The organism is Fulvivirga sediminis (genome assembly GCF_016757215.1).
Lineage (GTDB): Bacteria > Bacteroidota > Bacteroidia > Cytophagales > Cyclobacteriaceae > Fulvivirga > Fulvivirga sediminis.
On sequence record NZ_JAESIY010000002.1, the window covers coordinates 486000 to 504525 of the forward strand.

The following is an 18526-nucleotide window of genomic DNA, read 5'->3' on the forward strand; positions in this document are numbered from 1 at the left end:
CCAGATATACAAAACGCCGGAGGTAGCACCTCCGGCGTTTTCTTTCATTCTCAAATACAATTTATCTGCTTATATTTAAAACAAGTCTTATTCCACAATCAGCTTTTCGTTAACTATTGCATTGCCATCGTTAATGGTTATAATGTAGCTTCCTTTTGGCAGTTGGGTATTAACTGAAATAGGCTCATCATCTGCTTGGATGTGGTACACCAACTCGCCAAGCATATTGTATACCTCAACTGATTGAATTTTATGGTTCGAATCACCTGCCTGGATAATAAAATGACCGTTATTGGACGGATTAGGATAAAGCATAAAGCCTGCTGCCTTCTCATTATTTTTACTGAAGGCCGCTGTTCTGGCACTTTGGTTGGAACTCACAGGAATCAATTCCCAACGCTGATTATCATTATCATGACAGGTCCATTGCGCTATGTTCGCTCCATTTTGAGTATCGGATCCGGCCAAATCAAGACACATTCCGCTATTTTTATTGATGATTTTGTAGTAGCCATCACTCATTAGCTGGAATTGAAATGACTGACAGGGATGTCCGTTATTATACCACTGCTGTAAGTTACCTCCGTTTTCGGTAGATGCATCAGCTATTTCCAGACTAAGGCCACTATAATCTGAAACTATAGTGTAATAGCCATCGGTCTGTTTTGCCAGGTTAAAAAACTGACAAGCACCTTCCCAGTATTCCCACTGAGAGATATTGCCTCCTGCCGAAGTAGACCAATCATATACATCCATGGCCTTGCCACTGCTTTTAGAAATAATAGCATAAGTACCATTGGCAACACCTCCTGCAAACGGTGTAGCTGATTTAGGCCCTACTGAAATCTCATTACCAGACTCATCATATGTTTTCAGCCAGTAATAATAGGTAGTACCATTGCTAACATCTGTATCTGTATAAGAATTATCTCCCCATACAATGCCAACTCTAACTCTTCCTGCAGGATCAGGGTCTGTATCACGCATTACCTGAATGCTACTTGAAGGAGTAAAATTGGTAGTCCAGTTTAAGTTGACAGCACCATTTCCTGCACTGGCATTGAGTGACATGGTTCGCTCGGTTCTACCCACCAGCACAATGTTCGGATTGGGAGGTGTTGACATGCCTCCTCCAAAATAAAAACCAAGGTTGGGAGGCTGATTATACGAGTTGTTTTGCCAGGCAATGGCCGACCTATAATTAGGGTCGTGCATCAGGGTATACATTCTTTGAGAAGTACTGTGGGGCGTAACAAAAACAACCATGTGTGTCTGGTCTGAACTGGGATAAATCACCTCTTCCCGCCAGTCACCCAAAATATCGGCCATCAGAGAGGGATTAGACTTGGTTCCGTTATTATCAGTAATGGGAGTAACATTATACAAGGTAGCTACCCTATCGGTACCCTGACTAGAAGAATTCCACTTGGTTATCACCATTCGGTCTAACAGTTCTCGCTGAACATCGCCATCCCACCAAACACCAAAATTGTATGTACGTCCACCTCCGGCTGAAGTAGGTTGATTGCTTGAAATACGAGCACCAGTACAGCTATATACGCCTGAACCTTCGGAACCCCAAATTTCCATACCAAAATGATTTTTATCAATATCCGCAGCCATACAGCGCCCAATATCGCCGGTAGCTGGTAATGACCATTGGATATATCCATTCGATGCACTCCTTAGAGACAAGCCCGGAACACTAGAACCATTTGCTCCTTCCAGACAACTGAAAAATTCTAAACCCGGAAAATTCGGATTGATATCGGCTAAATGGCCAGCATCACCATGGCCATGTCTTGTTGAATAAATCCCCTGCCCGTATTCACTTACCGCCATTGATCCATAAATAATCTCATCTCTACCATCTCCGTCAATATCACCAGCCGCCAGGTTATGAAACCCTTGTCCGGTATAGGCTGTGGCTCCACCATTAGGGTTACTATCCCAAGCCCATTTCTTACTTAGAGATCCACTACTAAAATCCCAAGCCTCCATTTTAATGCGATGGTAAATACCTCTACTTATCACAAAGCTGGGTTTAACACCATCTAAGTACGCTACGGCCCACATGCACTTGGTGGCACGGTGTCCTAACTGAGAATCGTTCATCCCTGGCAAGCCCCATTGCTCCATGGGCTCACGGTTAATATACCAGTCCCAATCTATCTCCCTACCGCTTTGACCATCAAAAATAGAAATGTAATCAGGCCCATCTACACGATAATAGCTGGAATTGAGCACCATAGTAGAGCGGTAGCTTACGCGCCCATCTCCATCACGATCGCCAATGTTACGGCCAGTACCGTCAATCATTCCGTCGGAAGTACGAGTAGCCACTTCTGCCCTACCATCATTATCAAAATCATAAACCAGGAAGTTCACCTCCACCGGATTACAGATATTAGGACCTAAATTAATGGCCCATAGCAAGGTGCCATCCATTTCGTAAGCCTCCAGATAATGATAGTTGGTGGAGGAAGGCGTGGCATCATTAGCAAGGCGTTTAATAACAATTTCGTAGTCACCATCACCATCCAGATCTCCTACCGAAGCATCATTAATATTATAGGCAGAGTACCCACCATTGATAGGCCGCACCGGAATGTTGAAATACTGATTGGTTAAAGTACTTACGGGTGTAGAAAGCCCTTGTTCAGAGCCATTAATTACGGCTGCCACACGGTAGGTAGCGTTAGCACTGGTGACATCTACGTAATTAGAAACATTAAGGCCAGAAGCAATCAGACTTGACCCCCGATAGAGATTATAGGTGGCTCCTTGAGAATATTCAGTACCCAGAATACGCCAACTAACCAATACCTGGTTGGAAGAGGTCCGCACGGCTACCGTACCACGATTTAAATTTTCCATGTACCGCTGTGCATGGATGTTGTTTGCATTGGCCAGAAATAACCCGACCAGTACAATAAAATTGAACAGTTTAAGCTTCATAAGATTAGGTTTAGGTTGAATTAATAAAAAGTATTTTCTTAAAATTTATTGATTAGCAATAACATTTATATACCCGCTTTTTATGCCTGCATTTAATAATGTCTTATTTGCATTCATTTACAAGCATATATCTTAAGTAAAACCTATTAAATAAATATTTGCACTCAAATTTCTCAATAAGCGGTTCAATATTTATATAGATTTTCATACTAATTAACCAATAAGTTACAGAAATTTTCTGAGAAAAAACAAAATCAGAAATTTGGGCAAATTTCTTAAGATAAGTTCGAAGCTGGATTTAGTACAGTTTTTTCTTTGGTAAGTAAAGCGAGGATATCATAGCTCATTGATATCAGTAAGAGTACAAGATGGTTAGCTAGGAAGATGTAGTCTAGACAAAAAAATGTTCCAATCTAATTATTAATAATTTTATAGAATAGAGATTGTAGTTTCTTGCACAGGTTTTATTAAAGGTGACTCTGCGGTTAGCTTTTTATAATATAGACTGGCAAAAAATCGAATCATCAGAATGGACCAAATAATAAAGAAAGGGATGATAACCTTCTGAAATTGATTATTTTAAATTAATAAGAGACCAGCTGACCAAAGAGATAAGCTAGCCTCTTTTTTAACATCTAGGAAAATTAAGGACGTTAAATTTTCTCATACATTTCGTCAAACAACTTAGCGGAAGCGTCCGTAAACTCAAAATTCTTTCGAATGTATTCTAAAGTACGCTTTTCTGTGTCTGTAACTGAAGTACCGTCTTCTGCAGATTTAAAAAGGTCCTTTACTTCATCTTTTGAAATCTTACCTTCTCCTTTTCCTGTGGTGTGCGCTTGAGCTAATTCAATCAGCTCTTTTTCATATTTCACACCTTCTATTGTCATGTAAGCCATAATTGAAATTATTTTTTTATGATCTCTAATGTATTGAATTATAATAATTTCATCAACTATTATTTAGCGATATTTTTCTTTGAGAAGCTTTTGTAGTAAAACTATCGCTCCCACTCCAATGAGCAAAAGAATTACGCCTAAAATTGGCCGGTAGAAAATCTATGCTATTGCAATGGAGCCAAAAGAAAGAGCAAATGCGATTATTCTAGAAAATAGAGACAATCCCATAATTAATAAGTTACCAATAAAGGGAACCACTTCAACTATAATTACTACCGATTTGAATACGCTAAATAAGCCAAAACATATTTTCCATCTCACTGATACGAACCTTATAAACTAGTGGCTAATCACAGCGTAAAAGAATAACCTATGCCTACTATCAGGCAGCCTAATGTGAATACGCACCTACATCTCCTTTTTCAACCCATTCGCATTCATCCACACTTTCAAATAGAGGAGTGCACTAATCAAGTTATAACAGGTTCATTTCTTCAACATTTCTCTTAGCTTTACTCTTTTATAAAAAGGAGGTTGTATCAAAATAGAGATACCAAAGTAGATATCATTTTGCGGTGCTCGTAACAGCTTTTGAAACAATCTTTTTCTTCTGTATTAAGCACGTTTTTCTAATGAAATTTCTTCATACCGCAGATTGGCATATAGGACAACTTTTTCATGAGTTTGATCGACATTTTGAGCACATGCAGTTCCTTAACTGGTTGGTGCAAACACTTAAGTCGGAGCAGATCGATGTGTTACTGATCAGCGGAGACATTTTTGATCAGGCCAACCCTTCCGCGGCCGCGATCCGACTTTTCTATACTTTTCTGAATGAGGCCACGGCAGCTTGTCCGGATTTACAGGTGATAGTGACAGCTGGCAATCATGACTCAGCTTCACGACTAGAAGCCCCCAAACCATTACTGAGCTCATCTAATATTCATATTATTGGTGTAATGCCTCGTAAAGATGATGGCTCTATCGATTATGGCACGCTTACCATTCCTATAAAATCTAATACAGGTGTTTTTGGCTGGTGCCTAGCCATACCTTTTTTGCGAATGGGCGACTACCCTGAAGTAAAGGGCAGTAAGAATAGCTATGTAGATGGAGTATGTGCGCTGTACGAAGAAGCTTTTGAACATGTAAACAATCAGAAGAATAAAAATGAACCAATAATTGCCTTAGGCCATTTACATGCACTCAATGCAGAGATTACAGACCTTGACAAGAGTGAACGTTTGATCATGGGAGGTGTAGAGTACATACCAGGAACGGCATTTCCGGCAGACATTAGTTATGTAGCTCTAGGACATATTCATAAGTCTCAAAAGATTGGAGGACACACAGAAATTCGTTATTCAGGCAGTCCTATCCCTATGTCATTTGGTGAGCGCGGTTATCAGCACCAAGTATTGGTTTTTGAAATGGATCAAAATGGGTTGAGTAGTGAGGTAACACGTATCGAGGTGCCAGTTACCATTCCTTTAATAAGTGTACCAGATAAGCATGAGCCTTTAGATGCCGTAGTAAAAGCTTTGATGAAGCTGGAAAACACCGATGGCCGCGAGCTGAACCTGGCTCCTTATCTGCAAGTTCGTGTATTGCTAGATGGCCCGGAGCCATCACTTCGGCACAAAATAGAGCAGGTTCTGGATGGAAAATACGTACGCTTAGCCAGGATAGACGTGCGATATCCGAAACAAAAATCCGATGCAGGAGAAGAACTCGTGTCTCCCGATGTGCTGCATTCGCTAAGCCCATTAGAGATTTTCACCAGGCATTATGAAAAACGCTATCAAACAGAATTACCGGAAACTTTGGAGAAACATTTCAGAACAGTAGCTAATCTTATTGATCAAAAAGAATTATGAGAATCCTTTCCATCGAGATAAATAACCTCGCCTCACTTGATGGCTATACTAATATAGATTTCACCGAAGAGCCATTAGCCTCAGCAGGCATTTTCGCCATCACCGGACCTACCGGAGCAGGTAAGTCTACACTACTAGACGCGCTCTGCCTGGCACTCTATGGCAAAACTCCCAGATACCTACAGGGCAAGGAGATTGGAATAGAAGTAGAGGACGTTCGAGGCTCCAAAATCAACCAGGGTGATGTGCGCGGCATTTTGCGCGATGGTACCGCGGAAGGATTTGCTAAGGTCACTTTTGAAGGAGTAGACGGAGGAAAATACAGAGCTACATGGAGTGTGCGACGGGCTCGTCAGCGGGCAGAGGGTGCCATTCAAGCTGATAGCCTACAATTGGAAAATTTAGAAACAGGCAAAGTCATTGCTTCCAAAAAGACCGAAGCCCAGAAGAGAATTGAACAAGCCATAGGATTAAATTTTGATCAGTTTACCCGATCTGTTTTACTGGCTCAAGGCGATTTCTCAGCTTTTCTAAAAGCCAATAAAGATGACAAATCCTCTCTTCTTGAAAAGCTAACAGGTACTCAGATTTACTCAGAGATTAGTGTAGGTATTTATGAACAACATAAAGCGGTAAAGTCTGAACTAGACACCTTACAGCTCAAAGCGGATGGCGTAGAGAGCCTTACCGATTTGGAAATTACTGAACGAGAAGAAGAACGAAAAGAGCTAAAGCAAAAAGCTCAACTACTTGAGAACCAAGCCAACCAATACCAGAAGGCTATAGATTGGCATGATCAGCTAAAGAAGTTAAAACATCAGCTGGAAGAATCAAAAAAAGTGCTTGAACTCGCCGGCCAAAGCGAGGCTGAGGCAGAGCCTAGAAAGACAAAATTAACTGTACTAGATAGCGTACAGTCCATCAGAACGGAAGCCTCCTCATTACTGCAAAAGCAGAAAGAAAGCAGCGAAAAGCAAGCAACCGTTGCTAAGCTCAAACAAGAGATGGTGACCCTGAAGGAAGAAAGCGATACGATTAAGTCATTACAGGAAACTGCCTCTCAGGCCCTCAGCACGGCCGATAAGAATATTAAGGAAGCTGAGCCTTTGCTGGACCAAGCTTCTAAATTGGATGCGCAACTTGAGGAAGCTCGTAAGCGCCAACAAAAGACTGAAGCAGAAGCAAAACAAGCCAGAGAGACATTTCAGACAATCAATGATACCTTACAACAGTCTGGCGAAGCTCAGGAGAAAGCAAAGAAGCAAATTGAAAAAACAGAGCAATGGCAGCAAAACAACGCTACACGCCAACCCATTGCAGACAATCAGTCTTTGATCATTTCCAAATTAAATGATGCTGAGAAGCATTGGAATGACCTCCAAATCACTAAAGAAAAGCTAGAATCTGTATCTGCGGATATTAAACAAAGAGAACGAGTTGTTCAGCAGCTAGAAGCTCAATGTAAAGAGCTTCAAGAAGGGATATCAGGACAACAAGAAAATTGGAAAAAGCTCAATGCACAAGTAAAGGAAAATCCTTTGGCTGATATTGAGCAACAGGCTAGTAAGATACAGCAACGAAAGGAGGCTTTAAATGAAGGACTGAATAGCTGGCGGAAAATTCAGGAATCTCAAGAGTCAGAAGATCACTTGCTCAGGCAAACAAATGAACTAAAGAAAAAAAGTACTACATCTCAAAATCAATTAAAGCAATCTGAGCAAGAACTTGAAGCAGCGGAGACAACCAAGAAAGCGAGTTTAAAAATGCTGGATCGTGCCAGACTGGAGTCCACCAATAATGTAGAAGCTCTGAGAGAAAACCTGGAAGAAGATGAGCCTTGTCCGGTTTGCGGAAGCAGGCATCACCCCTATGCCGAAGGATATTCGCCGGCAGAGAATATACTAAAATCACTAGAAACAGGTCACCAAGAAAATGAGCAACGGTATCTGGATATACTCCAGCAAAAAACTAGCTTAGTAAAAGAGCTTCAGACACTAGAAGGCAACCTCAGAGAAACTGAAGAGCAGCTGAAGATTATCTCTACCAGAAAGCTAGAAGCCCAGAAAGAGTGGAATGCACAAGCCATATTTGCAGAAGCGGAAGATATTTCAGCCGCTGAAAGAACCTCTTGGCTACAACAAGAATTAAAAAATTCAAATGAGAACCTTCTGTCGATACAGCAAAGGCTGGAATCTCAACGAAAGCTGGCCCTAGATGCAGAAAAGCAAAAAGAAGCCTTGGAGCAACAAAGAGAGTTACTCAATGAGGCCGAAAAGAATTTGCAAGAGGCAGCCTTTGATCTAAAAACTTTGAAATCAAACTCTGAACGAGACCTCCAAGATCATGACCGTTTAGAAAGTAATTTGAGCAATGTGGAGAAATCCCTTAATCCATTTTTTGAACACAGCGAATGGATGGAAAACTGGAAAGCTAATCCTGAGACTTTCATTGATAAGCTGAAAGGGTTTGCCCGGGAATGGGAAAACAAAGAAGAAGAGCTCTCAGAGGCCAAAGAAAGCCTCAGTAACCTTCAGGCTGCTTACGAAAAAGCCAAAACTCAAGAAGAGCATGCGAGTGCCGAACAAAAAAAGGCCAATCATATACTTATTGAAGCCAAGCAAACACTGAGTCAATTAACGCAAGAGCGGCAACTTCTTTTTGACGGAAAATCTGTGGCTGAAATCCGCAAATCTTTGCAGGAGAATCGCCTTAATGCTGAGAATAAGAAAAAAGAACTAACAGAAAGAAACGAAACTATTCAATCTCGATTAGTAGCCAACCAAACGAAGGCAGAGCAGAACCAAGAAGCCATTGATAAACTCACTGAAGAGATATCCAACCTATCTGAGCAGGTGGAGCAATGGCGCCATACATACAATGAGCAGCACGAAACGACTCTATCCTCGGATTCACTTTATGAGCTGCTAAAAATTTCTACTGACTGGATCAGTAATGAGCGGGCCACTCTACAGCAACTGGCAGATGCTGTAAATAAAGCCAAAGCCACCAGAGATGAACGACAACGGCAACTCACAGACCATGAAGCTACACAAGATACTTCTATTGATTTTGAAGACCTGCTGATAGAATTAGAAGAAGTGAAAGGTGAGCTTGAAATGTCAAAAAGCAGGATAAGCGAAATAGCTTTTGAACTTCAAAAAGATCAGGAAAACAAGCAGCGGATTGGCGGGCTTTTGGCGCAGATAGAAAAGAAACGCTTGGTATATGACGAGTGGGATAAACTCAACGCTTTGATCGGCTCTGCAGATGGCAAAAAATTCCGTCAAATTGCCCAGGAATACACATTAGATGTACTATTGCAACACGCCAATGTCCACCTAAAAAAACTTACCCCTCGCTACCGTATAGAGCGAATACCAGATACGCTAGGCTTGCAAGTGCTGGATCATGATATGGGTGACGAATATCGCACTGTTTATAGCCTTTCAGGCGGCGAGTCTTTCCTGGTGTCGCTGGCTCTGGCTCTTGGTTTAGCATCTATTTCTTCCAGCAAAATGAAAGTAGAGTCACTCTTCATTGATGAAGGTTTTGGCACCCTTGATCCCACCACTCTTAATATAGCCATGGATGCCCTAGAAAGACTACATAACCAAGGCCGGAAAGTGGGGGTAATTTCTCATGTAGAAGAAATGAAAGAACGCATTCCCGTAGAAATACGTGTAATAAAAGAGAGCAACGGAAAAAGCAAAGTGGTGATATGATGTATAAAACACACCTCAAAAAGCACTCAGGATCAGCTCACCACTATATTGAGCTGATCCTTTGAGTATTCTAAGTATTTAGAAAAAGGGTTTAATAGATATCAAAAGCATCCACCTCCACTTTATAGGATTTTTTTCCATCCGCAGAATACCACTCAAACCTTTTAATGTCGTACGCACTTTCTAAAGTGCCTTCATATTTAAGCTTAAATTTCCCGGTTGATTTACCATTTAGATATTCAAACACCTCCACATTTCTAGGCTCAATACCATGCCCTTTTAATTCCAAAAATTTTCCATTGGATGTATACATATAGACTCCCTTTATCTCATCTTCATCTTCCAGATCAAGTGTCATCAAAAAAGAGTATTGACCATCAATTCTTCCTGAAATTAGTATTGATCTCTTTACAGGATTTTCCAAAGACCTCATATACCATGCTATTTGAGATATTCTATCAAGATCTTTATATTTCTCCCAATCAAAATCTTTCTTAAATAAAGGAATCACAGACGTCAAGGGGTAAGCCACTTTCAACTGTGGCGCACAAAAATTTTGATAACACAAATCCCTAAAATACTCGCCACTCTTTAGGTAAAAGAATAAGCTATCATTCTCAAATTTATACTGGTAATCGAAAAGAGATAAATAAGCATTTGATGAAGAGCAATCTTCACAAGCATATTCATATTCAATATTATCCGGGTACTTTTGCTTCACCTGCCTAAGTTTCGGCATTCAAGTCTTTGATAACAGCTCGAGGTAGGCTTTGGGATTGAAAAAATACTTTAGCTTTATTTCAACATTATACCCTGAAGCATTCAAGATTTCGCTGTTCTTTAAATCAACATAAAATGTCTCCTGATTGTAGGTTAAATCTATTTCAAAAAGTGGCTTACCTTGAAAATCAGCATAATTACCTTCAATATTTATTTCAACTAAATCACCCTCAATTTTATATGCGAAATTAGCATCCAAAAAACCAGCTGAATCTTCAAAAAAATCAAGATTGTTTACAAATTCCTCATAATCAGCTTCATTATTGGGAGTATTATGAATGATGTTAAATCTGCTAATAACCTTATCATTTAAGGCCTTCATTTTTATGGTATCAACTTCATTAATCTTATAAATCTGTGGAATTACCACCGTTTTATTGGCAAGTTGAATATTCTCCTCTTTAATAGCATAAGATGCCTTCTGAGCCATCAGGATATTTTGCTGATGAAGAAGAACAATAATTAGACAGGCCAAAAATTTGTAAATAGGAATACATTTCATTCCTCATTTCTTTTAGAAAAACTCAACATAAATACGCCAGATTATACCTCTATAACTTAAGCTATTGTACAATTATTTCCTCTTTTACACCCACATTAAAAGGAGTTATGGTTTGTGCTGCAATGCATGATTTTTTATTCCTCACCCACTTTCTATTAGTGTCAGATGAACATTGATAATAAGTAAAATGAATGACCTATTTCCCTGGCTTTTCAATCTGTACTCTCAAGCCAATAAGAGCCTCCGTTTCACCTAGGTAATACACAGACCATACATAAGATTCATAACCACATTGAATTATTTAAGGATTCAAGATCTTCTTGTAGTTGCTTATTAAGTATATCAATTATGGTTTTATAATGTTCTTTAATAAAAAAATGCCCCCCTTGGTAAACATATTTTTTAAACTTCTTCTCCGTATAATATTCCCAGCCCTCCTTTTGCTCTGTAGTTAAATCCTCATCTTCTCCAAAAAAACTGGTAATAGGAGCATTCAATGGCATAATCTCCTCTCTACCAGACGTTTCTACCAGCTTAAAGTCATTTTTAAGAACAGGCAAAAAAATGTCAATCAATTCCTGGTGTTCAAAAAACTCAGGTGGAGTACCTCCCAAATTTAATATTTCAGCTTTGAAAGCCTCATCATCTAATAAGTGATAATTCTTGGAGCTTGCGATATGAGGAGCTCCTCTTCCTGATAGAAATAAACGTATAGGTAGTGCCACAGGACTCTGATTTATCCTTAAAGACAATTCATAAGCAATCATAGCTCCCATGCTGTGCCCAAAAAAAGCATAGTAATTCCTTTGACACTCCTTCTGAATCAAAGGAAATAAGTCATCAACTAAATCATCAACATTCTTATACAGCGGCTCACTGATGCGCCTCCCCCTACCCTTTAGCTCCACTGGCACTATTTCAATGTTGGGAGATAAGTGTTTTTGCCAATTTTTATATACAGCTGCCGAGCCTCCGGCATAAGGGAAACAAAATAACTTAATTGATCGCATGCGTCCAGTAGATGATGTTTTGAGCAAAATACGTTGTGTTATCTTTCTCTCCAACCATTTCCATCAACACTTTACAAAAACTAATAGATTTTCAGTTTTTCACAGTTGACTCACGCAGAGTTTAAAGTAAAGACGCTACAAAATACTGATAAACCCTACCACAGCTATTACTAAATGCATGGAGAAATTAAGCCTACTTCTGATATTCAATCTTATTGATTCGCCAAACAAACTGAGCTGCAGCAGCATTTACTACTACCTCGTCACCTACCTGCTTATTGAGTAACGCCTGAGCCATGGGAGAATCCATTGATATGTAATCTTTAGCGCCGATGAGTTCTTCATACCCCACTATACGAAGTCGCTTTTTCAAGCCTTTATCATTCTCAATTTCCACCCATGCACCAAACATCACCTTACCTTCTTGATGGGGATCATAATGGATCACTTTAAAATCATCAATACATTTACGGAGATATAAGACTCGCCTATCTATTTCTCTGAGTCTTTTTTTATTGTAATGGTAATCTGCATTTTCAGACCTATCTCCCAGGCTGGCCGCCCATGAGACTTTCTTGGTAGTTTCGGGGCGTTCTACACGCCAAAGGTGGTCTAATTCGGCTTTTAACTTTTCTAGTCCTTCAGGAGTAATTAGTTGTGATCTCTTCATAGTTCATTAAGCTTTCACTTGGCGATATAAGAGAAATTGCTTCACCTCAAAAAGTTCATAGGATCTCGGCTGGTGTGAAACAAAAAAAGGAGTCAACAAATGCTAACTCCTTTTAGTAGTCCGTAGGGGAATCGAACCCCTGTTACCAGGATGAAAACCTGGCGTCCTAACCCCTAGACGAACGGACCATGTATCCGTATTATCTCTAACTAACTTTTATCTTTAAACTTTGCACTACGGATATTTACAAAGTTTAGTAGTCCGTAGGGGAATCGAACCCCTGTTACCAGGATGAAAACCTGGCGTCCTAACCCCTAGACGAACGGACCATGCATCCGTATTATATCAAACTAACTTTCATCGTTTAAACCTTGTACTACGGATATTTACAAAGTTTAGTAGTCCGTAGGGGAATCGAACCCCTGTTACCAGGATGAAAACCTGGCGTCCTAACCCCTAGACGAACGGACCATGCATCCGTATTATATCAAACTAACTTTCATCGTTTAAACCTTGTACTACGGATATTTACAAAGTTTAGTAGTCCGTAGGGGAATCGAACCCCTGTTACCAGGATGAAAACCTGGCGTCCTAACCCCTAGACGAACGGACCATCTTATAAATGAGAGCGCAAATCTATAAATCATTTTCAAAAGCGCAAAACATTTCATTATTTTTTTTCACTTCTTTTTCATTTTTTTTTAAACATTCGATTAGTTGATTTTAGCTGCACTGTGGTGTATTTTTGCTCACATTAATTAACAATAAATTTAATCCCGAAATAATGACTAAAGTAGCAATCAACGGTTTTGGTAGAATAGGCCGACTGGCATTTAAATCATTACTACAAAAAGACAACATAGAAGTTGTAGCCATCAATGATCTTACTGACATCGCTACGCTTGCTCACTTATTGAAATATGATTCAATTCATGGCAAGTTTAACGGAACAGTTGAGACTAACGACGAAGGCTTTATAATAGATGGTAAAACTATTAAGGTTTTAGCTGAAAGAGATCCTGCACAATTACCTTGGGGAGACTTAGGTGTTGACATCGTTCTTGAATCTACTGGTAGATTTGTAGACGAAGAAGGTTCTAAAAAACACATTCAGGCTGGTGCTAAGAAAGTAGTAATCTCTGCCCCTGCTAAAGGAAATATACCTACAGTAGTTTTAGGTGTTAATGATGACATCATTACTGGAAGCGAAGAAGTTCTTTCTAATGCTTCTTGTACTACTAACTGTTTAGCTCCTGTAGCTAAAGTAATTAATGATAAATTTGGTTTAGAAAAAGGATTTATCACTACTATCCACGCATATACTGCAGATCAAAATTTACAGGATGCACCTCACAAAGATTTAAGAAGAGCAAGAGCTGCTGCTATAAACATAGTACCTACCACCACTGGTGCTGCTAAAGCTGTAGGTTTAGTTCTTCCTGACTTGAAAGGTAAATTAGATGGTAACGCAGTAAGAGTACCTACTCCTACTGGTTCATTAACTGACCTTGTTTGCGTAGTAAGCAAAGAAGTTACAAAAGAAGAAATTAATGCAGCTATGAAAGAAGCTGCTGAAGGCCCTATGAAAGGAATCCTTGAATATACTGAAGATCCTATCGTTTCTTCTGATATAGTAGGAAACCCTCATTCTTCTATCTTTGATTCTCAAATGACATCTGTTAATGGCAACTTAGTAAAAGTTGTTTCTTGGTATGATAACGAAGCTGGTTACTCTAACCGTGTAGCTGATCTTATCGTAAAGTTGTCTAAATAATTTTATATACAACCCGTAAAAAAAGAGGCCTTAATGGCCTCTTTTTTTATTCACTTAACTTACGCTATCACATTCTAAAACAAAAAAGAAGCCTTTCAGCTCCTTTACTATTATTACTTCATTGTGACCTATAACGAAGCCATTTGCTCTTCTGTAGCCTCCAGGTTATGATACACCTTTTGCACGTCATCATCATCCTCCAGCGCATCTATTAACTTCATTACAGAGGCAAATTCTTCATCTTCAAGATCTACTGTAGTAGTAGGTATTCTTTGCAGTTCTGCAGACTCAGCTTCCAGCCCCAGCTCATCCAACTTGCTCTGCATGTTACCAAAATCTTCCATAGCAGTAGTCATATGCACATATTCATCTCCAAACTCTAACTCCTCTGCACCACCATCTATCAACTCCAGAGTAAGCTCATCCTGATTCATTGACTCTATTCTTTTCACATCAAAAACACCCTTCCTGTCAAACATATAATCAACAGAACCATTTACACCAAGGCTTCCTCCGTACTTAGAAAAAATAGACCTTACGCTGGCCACCGTTCGGTTGAGATTATCGGTAGTACACTCTACAAATACCGCCACACCATGAGGGGCGTATCCCTCATAAGTAAGCTCTGTATAATCAGCTGCATCAGTACCTGCTCCTTTGCTTATAGCTCGCTCAATGTTATCCTTAGGCACATTCTGCCCTTTAGCATTCTGAATAGCCAGCCGCAATCTAGGATTACCATCGGGTTCACTTCCGCCCTCTTTAACAGCTACAGAAATCTCTTTTAGCAGTTTTGTAAATATCTTACCACGCTTAGCGTCTAGCGCTCCTTTTTTTCTTTTTATGGTCGACCACTTACTATGTCCTGACATATAGAAATCTTTTTTTAATTAACTTATCTGTTTTTTTACTGTAGTCTGATGTTTATACCAAACATTAAGCACTACACCAGTAATCACTACAGCCATGCCTAAATAGGTCATAAAATTAAATGTTTCATGAAAAATAAACCAGCCAAAAGCCACTGCATATATAACATTGAGATATTGTAAGCTAGAAACCTTAGACAATTCCTCTAGCTGATATGACTTAGTCATGAAATACTGAGCTATCTGAGTAAGCACACCTATCGTGATCAGAATCCCCCACTCCCAACCTTGAGGCTGCACCCATTCAAAAGCAGAATAAGCTCCCGTAACAGGCATAGTTACAAGAGGGAAGTAGAACACAATAACCAGAGGGTGCTCCGAAGTGTTTAACTTTCTAATGAAATTATAGGCTAATCCTGCAAAGAAAGCAGCCACTAAGCCCAGCAGCAAATACCAAGGAGTGAACCGATCATCAAAGCCTTCTATCATTAAAATTCCTGCAAAAGCAATTAAAAAGAAAAGCCACTGCAAAGGCTTCACCTTTTCTTTTACTATAAATATCCCTAATATAGAAGTGAAAATAGGTGATAAAAACTGAATAGTAACCGCTGTAGCTAAAGGTATGGCCTGAATTACTTCAAAGTAAAGCACCAAAGCCACTGCTCCTGCCGCTCCTCTGGCCAACAAGACAGGTTTATTTTTTCCCCACAGGTTTACCCCGGCCGATTTTAAGATAACAAAACTCAAAATAAAAGAGACCAGAGACCTAAAAAGTACCACTTCCACGGCAGGAATATCTGGCACCAACTTCACAAAAACATTCATTGCAGCAAAGAAAAATCCCGCCACCAACATGTAAATAACTCCTTTCGATAACATACTGCAAAGAACCATGAAAAGCTTTAAAAAGGAAAATTCTTTTACCGATACTCAGAAACTCGTCAGCAAAAGATGAAAAATGACATTTCTCATCAACAATCTTAATTCTAAGATCCGATTGCATCAAAATAACCGGTTGACTATTCAACTCATTATCAATCCTTTCAGCTCAGCACACAACTTTTATTGAACTAACATTTCGGAAATTTCTCAAAAAGCATAATCTTCGTTTACGAAAAATCGCTTTTATGCTTAAATTTAATATATGTACAACTATTATCAGGTATTAGATGTAAGTCGGCATTCAGACCTTCAGACTATAAAGTCGGCATATAAAAAGCTGGCTTTTATGTACCACCCTGATAAAAACCCAGGCAATAAAGCAGCCGAAGAATATTTTAAACTAATCAATGAAGCCCATCAAATTTTATCAGACCCCATAAGAAAAGCGCAACACGACCGCTTTCTAAGTGCGATATATGATAAGCCAAAAAACAGTACACCAAGAGGCTACACCACTACCGCTCGCCCCTCCAAACATACCGAGCGATCTGTATATGATAGATATGGAAAATATGACTGGCGAAAGGCGCCTAAATATAAAAATGCCCCTACCTACAAGGTAGATAAGGAGTATTTTAAAAATCAGCTATACACTTTACTAACAGTACTAGTTATTAGCATTGTGATTATGGGTGGTCTTTCCATCAACAATTATCTCGATGCCAGGAAGCAGGAAAAAATAAGAATAGCTAACCAACAGATAATAGATGAAGCCTCACAAAAATTTAATAAAGGAAAATACAAAGAAGCTATTACACTGCTCACTGATCTGATCAATGCTTTCCCGATAGAGCCTGCTTACTCAAAAGAGAAAGAAAAAATGATAAGCTCATTAAACCACCAGGCAGCAGGCTTCTTCGGCCAACAACAATATAAAAAGGCGATTAAATCGCTTGAAGTACTTAGAGAATATGAACAACCCATGAGGCTCAGTACCTGGAAAATGATAGGCGAATGCTACTTTCAAACTCAAAATTACCGGTCAGCTATTCATGCCTTCACCTATGCCTTTGATCATGACAAGAGTAACGTCAACCTCCCTATAAGAATAGGTGATATTTATAAAAATAATTTAAACAATCCTCTGCTGGCTCAAAAGGCCTATACAGAGGCTAAAAAAGTATTTAAAGACACTTATAGCGCTGTGTATGGAGATGCCTTCGAATTTGTTTTACCCGTAGAGAAAACTCCTGAGGTTTATTATGAGTTATTTATAAAAAGAGGCATTGTTAACATAGAAATCCAGAATTATAAAGAAGCCATCACCGATTTTAACTGGGCTACTTATTTAAGGCCTCATCGTGCTGATGGTTATTATTATAGAGGCATGGCAGAAGCCAAGTCTAATCTACAAAAAAAGGTTTGCGTAGATTGGAAAAAGGCCCTGCAACTAGGTTACGAAGTAGACCCGTCAGCATTAAGCAAGTATTGTAAATTATAACCCCTGAAGATACGCGTTATGAAACTCGAAAAGGAAGAATTAAAATCTGTAAAAAGAAGCTTTTTTAACATTTTAGCTCTCTTTATGCAAAATGAAAAAATAGACAGGAAATTTGTTGCCTGCCTGCTAAAATGGAGTGCTCAGCTTAGCCTCTCTGACGACGACTTACTCTATATAGAGAATAACTTCGATCACCTAGAATATAAAGAGCCTAAAGACAGACTGGACAAGATAGACTCTATCTACCACTTAGTACATATGATCTATTTGGATAATGTAGTGGAAGATATTGAACTTGAAGTAGCCACCATCTATGCCGTAAAGTTAGGTTTTAATGCTTCTGTAGTAGGTGAACTATTTAAGGCTATAGCTACAGCTCCCTATGATGGAAAAAGCACCAGTGAAGTTCACAGCGAAATAAAAGAGTTTCTGGAATTAAATAATATGTAAAAGAAGGTTCTGTTGATCGTAACCTTCCGGTAAACGATTTATGTTAAAATAGACATCTCAGTATTAACTTATTTCATTCTTCTACTTCTAAAATCTATCGCCATAGTATTTACCTGTAACTTTACACTAACATTCTCAATACAAATCTAACGCCGGCATGAAAAAACTACTCATGGCTGCATTTTTATGCTACAGCCTTTCTTCTTTAGGACAAACCCACGAAGATGTGAATCAGTTTATAAACAAATGGCATCAGGCTGCCTCAGATGCTAATGCTAAGGTGTTTTTTGAAAGCATGGCAGATCATGCCATATACATAGGAACCGATTCTTCTGAAAGGTGGAACAAAGAAGAGTTTTTCAGTTTCGCAAAACCCTATTTTGATCAGGGAAAAGCTTGGGATTTCAAACCCTATGATCGTGATATTCACATCAGTAGTTCAGGTAATATTATTTGGTTTTCTGAACTTTTAGATACCTGGATGGGAATCTGCAGAGGATCAGGTGTGCTATCTAAAACCAAAAATAATGAATGGAAAATAGAACAGTACCACCTCTCTGTAACCGTACCTAATGAATTGATAGACAGTTTCATTAAACTAATTGAAGAAAATTAAAAGGTTACTTTTTCCT

General features: G+C 39.2%; 14 protein-coding genes and 4 tRNA genes. 6 read left to right on the forward strand and 12 right to left on the reverse strand.

The window, feature by feature from the left end:
* Positions 1-87: 87 nt before the first annotated feature.
* The gene (locus JL102_RS05390; protein WP_202243221.1) at positions 88-2958 is read right to left on the reverse strand and encodes a rhamnogalacturonan lyase family protein; all 2871 of its coding nucleotides are present in this window, start codon (positions 2956-2958) and stop codon (positions 88-90) included.
* A 653-nt stretch (positions 2959-3611) separates the two neighbouring features.
* Positions 3612-3857: a hypothetical protein gene (locus JL102_RS05395; protein WP_202243222.1), complete on the reverse strand. Its 246-nt coding sequence runs from the start codon at positions 3855-3857 to the stop codon at positions 3612-3614.
* Between the two features lie 632 nt (positions 3858-4489).
* Here JL102_RS05395 and JL102_RS05400 point away from each other — a divergent pair.
* Together JL102_RS05400 and JL102_RS05405 are read left to right on the forward strand one after the other, a co-directional pair.
* Positions 4490-5734, forward strand: coding sequence for an exonuclease SbcCD subunit D (locus JL102_RS05400; RefSeq protein WP_202243223.1), 1245 nt, complete (start codon positions 4490-4492; stop codon positions 5732-5734).
* Positions 5731-9456, forward strand: coding sequence for an AAA family ATPase (locus JL102_RS05405; protein ID WP_202243224.1), 3726 nt, complete (start codon positions 5731-5733; stop codon positions 9454-9456). Before JL102_RS05400 ends, JL102_RS05405 begins: the two co-directional genes overlap by 4 nt.
* A gap of 91 nt (positions 9457-9547) precedes the next feature.
* Here JL102_RS05405 and JL102_RS05410 read toward each other — a convergent pair whose 3' ends face one another.
* The 8 genes from JL102_RS05410 to JL102_RS05445 all read right to left on the reverse strand — a co-directional run bounded on the left by JL102_RS05410 (position 9548) and on the right by JL102_RS05445 (position 13031).
* Positions 9548-10195, reverse strand: a complete 648-nt coding sequence (locus JL102_RS05410; protein ID WP_202243225.1) for a hypothetical protein — start codon at positions 10193-10195, stop codon at positions 9548-9550.
* On the reverse strand, positions 10196-10738 hold the full coding sequence (locus JL102_RS05415) for a hypothetical protein (RefSeq protein WP_202243226.1): 543 nt from the start codon (positions 10736-10738) through the stop codon (positions 10196-10198). It lies immediately after the preceding gene.
* Between the two features lie 281 nt (positions 10739-11019).
* The gene (locus JL102_RS05420) at positions 11020-11748 is read right to left on the reverse strand and encodes a thioesterase II family protein (RefSeq protein WP_202243227.1); all 729 of its coding nucleotides are present in this window, start codon (positions 11746-11748) and stop codon (positions 11020-11022) included.
* Positions 11749-11941: 193 nt separating this feature from the next.
* A complete protein-coding gene (gene greB, locus JL102_RS05425) occupies positions 11942-12418 on the reverse strand; it encodes a transcription elongation factor GreB (RefSeq protein WP_202243228.1) in 477 nt (158 codons plus the stop codon).
* Between the two features lie 116 nt (positions 12419-12534).
* A tRNA-Glu gene (locus JL102_RS05430) sits at positions 12535-12606 on the reverse strand.
* A 69-nt stretch (positions 12607-12675) separates the two neighbouring features.
* Positions 12676-12747 (reverse strand) — tRNA-Glu (locus tag JL102_RS05435).
* Positions 12748-12817: 70 nt separating this feature from the next.
* A tRNA-Glu gene (locus JL102_RS05440) sits at positions 12818-12889 on the reverse strand.
* Between the two features lie 70 nt (positions 12890-12959).
* Positions 12960-13031: transfer RNA gene (locus JL102_RS05445), tRNA-Glu, on the reverse strand.
* Between the two features lie 171 nt (positions 13032-13202).
* On the opposite strand from JL102_RS05445, the gene gap reads away from it, so the two are divergent.
* Complete coding sequence (gene gap / locus JL102_RS05450; RefSeq protein WP_202243229.1) at positions 13203-14192, forward strand: type I glyceraldehyde-3-phosphate dehydrogenase; 990 nt, start codon at positions 13203-13205, stop codon at positions 14190-14192.
* 128 nt (positions 14193-14320) lie between these two features.
* On the opposite strand, the gene JL102_RS05455 is transcribed toward gap, so the two are convergent.
* Complete coding sequence (locus tag JL102_RS05455; RefSeq protein WP_202243230.1) at positions 14321-15064, reverse strand: YebC/PmpR family DNA-binding transcriptional regulator; 744 nt, start codon at positions 15062-15064, stop codon at positions 14321-14323.
* 18 nt (positions 15065-15082) lie between these two features.
* The gene (locus JL102_RS05460) at positions 15083-15940 is read right to left on the reverse strand and encodes a DMT family transporter (protein WP_237390409.1); all 858 of its coding nucleotides are present in this window, start codon (positions 15938-15940) and stop codon (positions 15083-15085) included.
* A gap of 265 nt (positions 15941-16205) precedes the next feature.
* On the opposite strand from JL102_RS05460, the gene JL102_RS05465 reads away from it, so the two are divergent.
* From JL102_RS05465 to JL102_RS05475, 3 genes are all read left to right on the forward strand, one after another.
* Positions 16206-17444 carry a DnaJ domain-containing protein gene (locus JL102_RS05465; protein ID WP_202243231.1) on the forward strand — a complete coding sequence of 413 codons (1239 nt, stop codon included), beginning with the start codon at positions 16206-16208 and terminating at the stop codon, positions 17442-17444.
* A gap of 18 nt (positions 17445-17462) precedes the next feature.
* The gene (locus tag JL102_RS05470) at positions 17463-17894 is read left to right on the forward strand and encodes a hypothetical protein (protein ID WP_202243232.1); all 432 of its coding nucleotides are present in this window, start codon (positions 17463-17465) and stop codon (positions 17892-17894) included.
* A gap of 157 nt (positions 17895-18051) precedes the next feature.
* Positions 18052-18510: a nuclear transport factor 2 family protein gene (locus JL102_RS05475; protein WP_202243233.1), complete on the forward strand. Its 459-nt coding sequence runs from the start codon at positions 18052-18054 to the stop codon at positions 18508-18510.
* Positions 18511-18526 lie beyond the last annotated feature (16 nt).

Coding starts and splice junctions, on each gene's coding strand:
- JL102_RS05390 (WP_202243221.1), bottom strand. CDS start 2,958: ATGAAGCTTAAACTGTTCAATTTTATTGTACTGGTCGGGTTATTTCTG.
- JL102_RS05395 (WP_202243222.1), bottom strand. CDS start 3,857: ATGGCTTACATGACAATAGAAGGTGTGAAATATGAAAAAGAGCTGATT.
- JL102_RS05400 (WP_202243223.1), top strand. CDS start 4,490: ATGAAATTTCTTCATACCGCAGATTGGCATATAGGACAACTTTTTCAT.
- JL102_RS05405 (WP_202243224.1), top strand. CDS start 5,731: ATGAGAATCCTTTCCATCGAGATAAATAACCTCGCCTCACTTGATGGC.
- JL102_RS05410 (WP_202243225.1), bottom strand. CDS start 10,195: ATGCCGAAACTTAGGCAGGTGAAGCAAAAGTACCCGGATAATATTGAA.
- JL102_RS05415 (WP_202243226.1), bottom strand. CDS start 10,738: ATGAAATGTATTCCTATTTACAAATTTTTGGCCTGTCTAATTATTGTT.
- JL102_RS05420 (WP_202243227.1), bottom strand. CDS start 11,748: ATGCGATCAATTAAGTTATTTTGTTTCCCTTATGCCGGAGGCTCGGCA.
- greB (WP_202243228.1), bottom strand. CDS start 12,418: ATGAAGAGATCACAACTAATTACTCCTGAAGGACTAGAAAAGTTAAAA.
- gap (WP_202243229.1), top strand. CDS start 13,203: ATGACTAAAGTAGCAATCAACGGTTTTGGTAGAATAGGCCGACTGGCA.
- JL102_RS05455 (WP_202243230.1), bottom strand. CDS start 15,064: ATGTCAGGACATAGTAAGTGGTCGACCATAAAAAGAAAAAAAGGAGCG.
- JL102_RS05460 (WP_237390409.1), bottom strand. CDS start 15,940: ATGTTATCGAAAGGAGTTATTTACATGTTGGTGGCGGGATTTTTCTTT.
- JL102_RS05465 (WP_202243231.1), top strand. CDS start 16,206: ATGTACAACTATTATCAGGTATTAGATGTAAGTCGGCATTCAGACCTT.
- JL102_RS05470 (WP_202243232.1), top strand. CDS start 17,463: ATGAAACTCGAAAAGGAAGAATTAAAATCTGTAAAAAGAAGCTTTTTT.
- JL102_RS05475 (WP_202243233.1), top strand. CDS start 18,052: ATGAAAAAACTACTCATGGCTGCATTTTTATGCTACAGCCTTTCTTCT.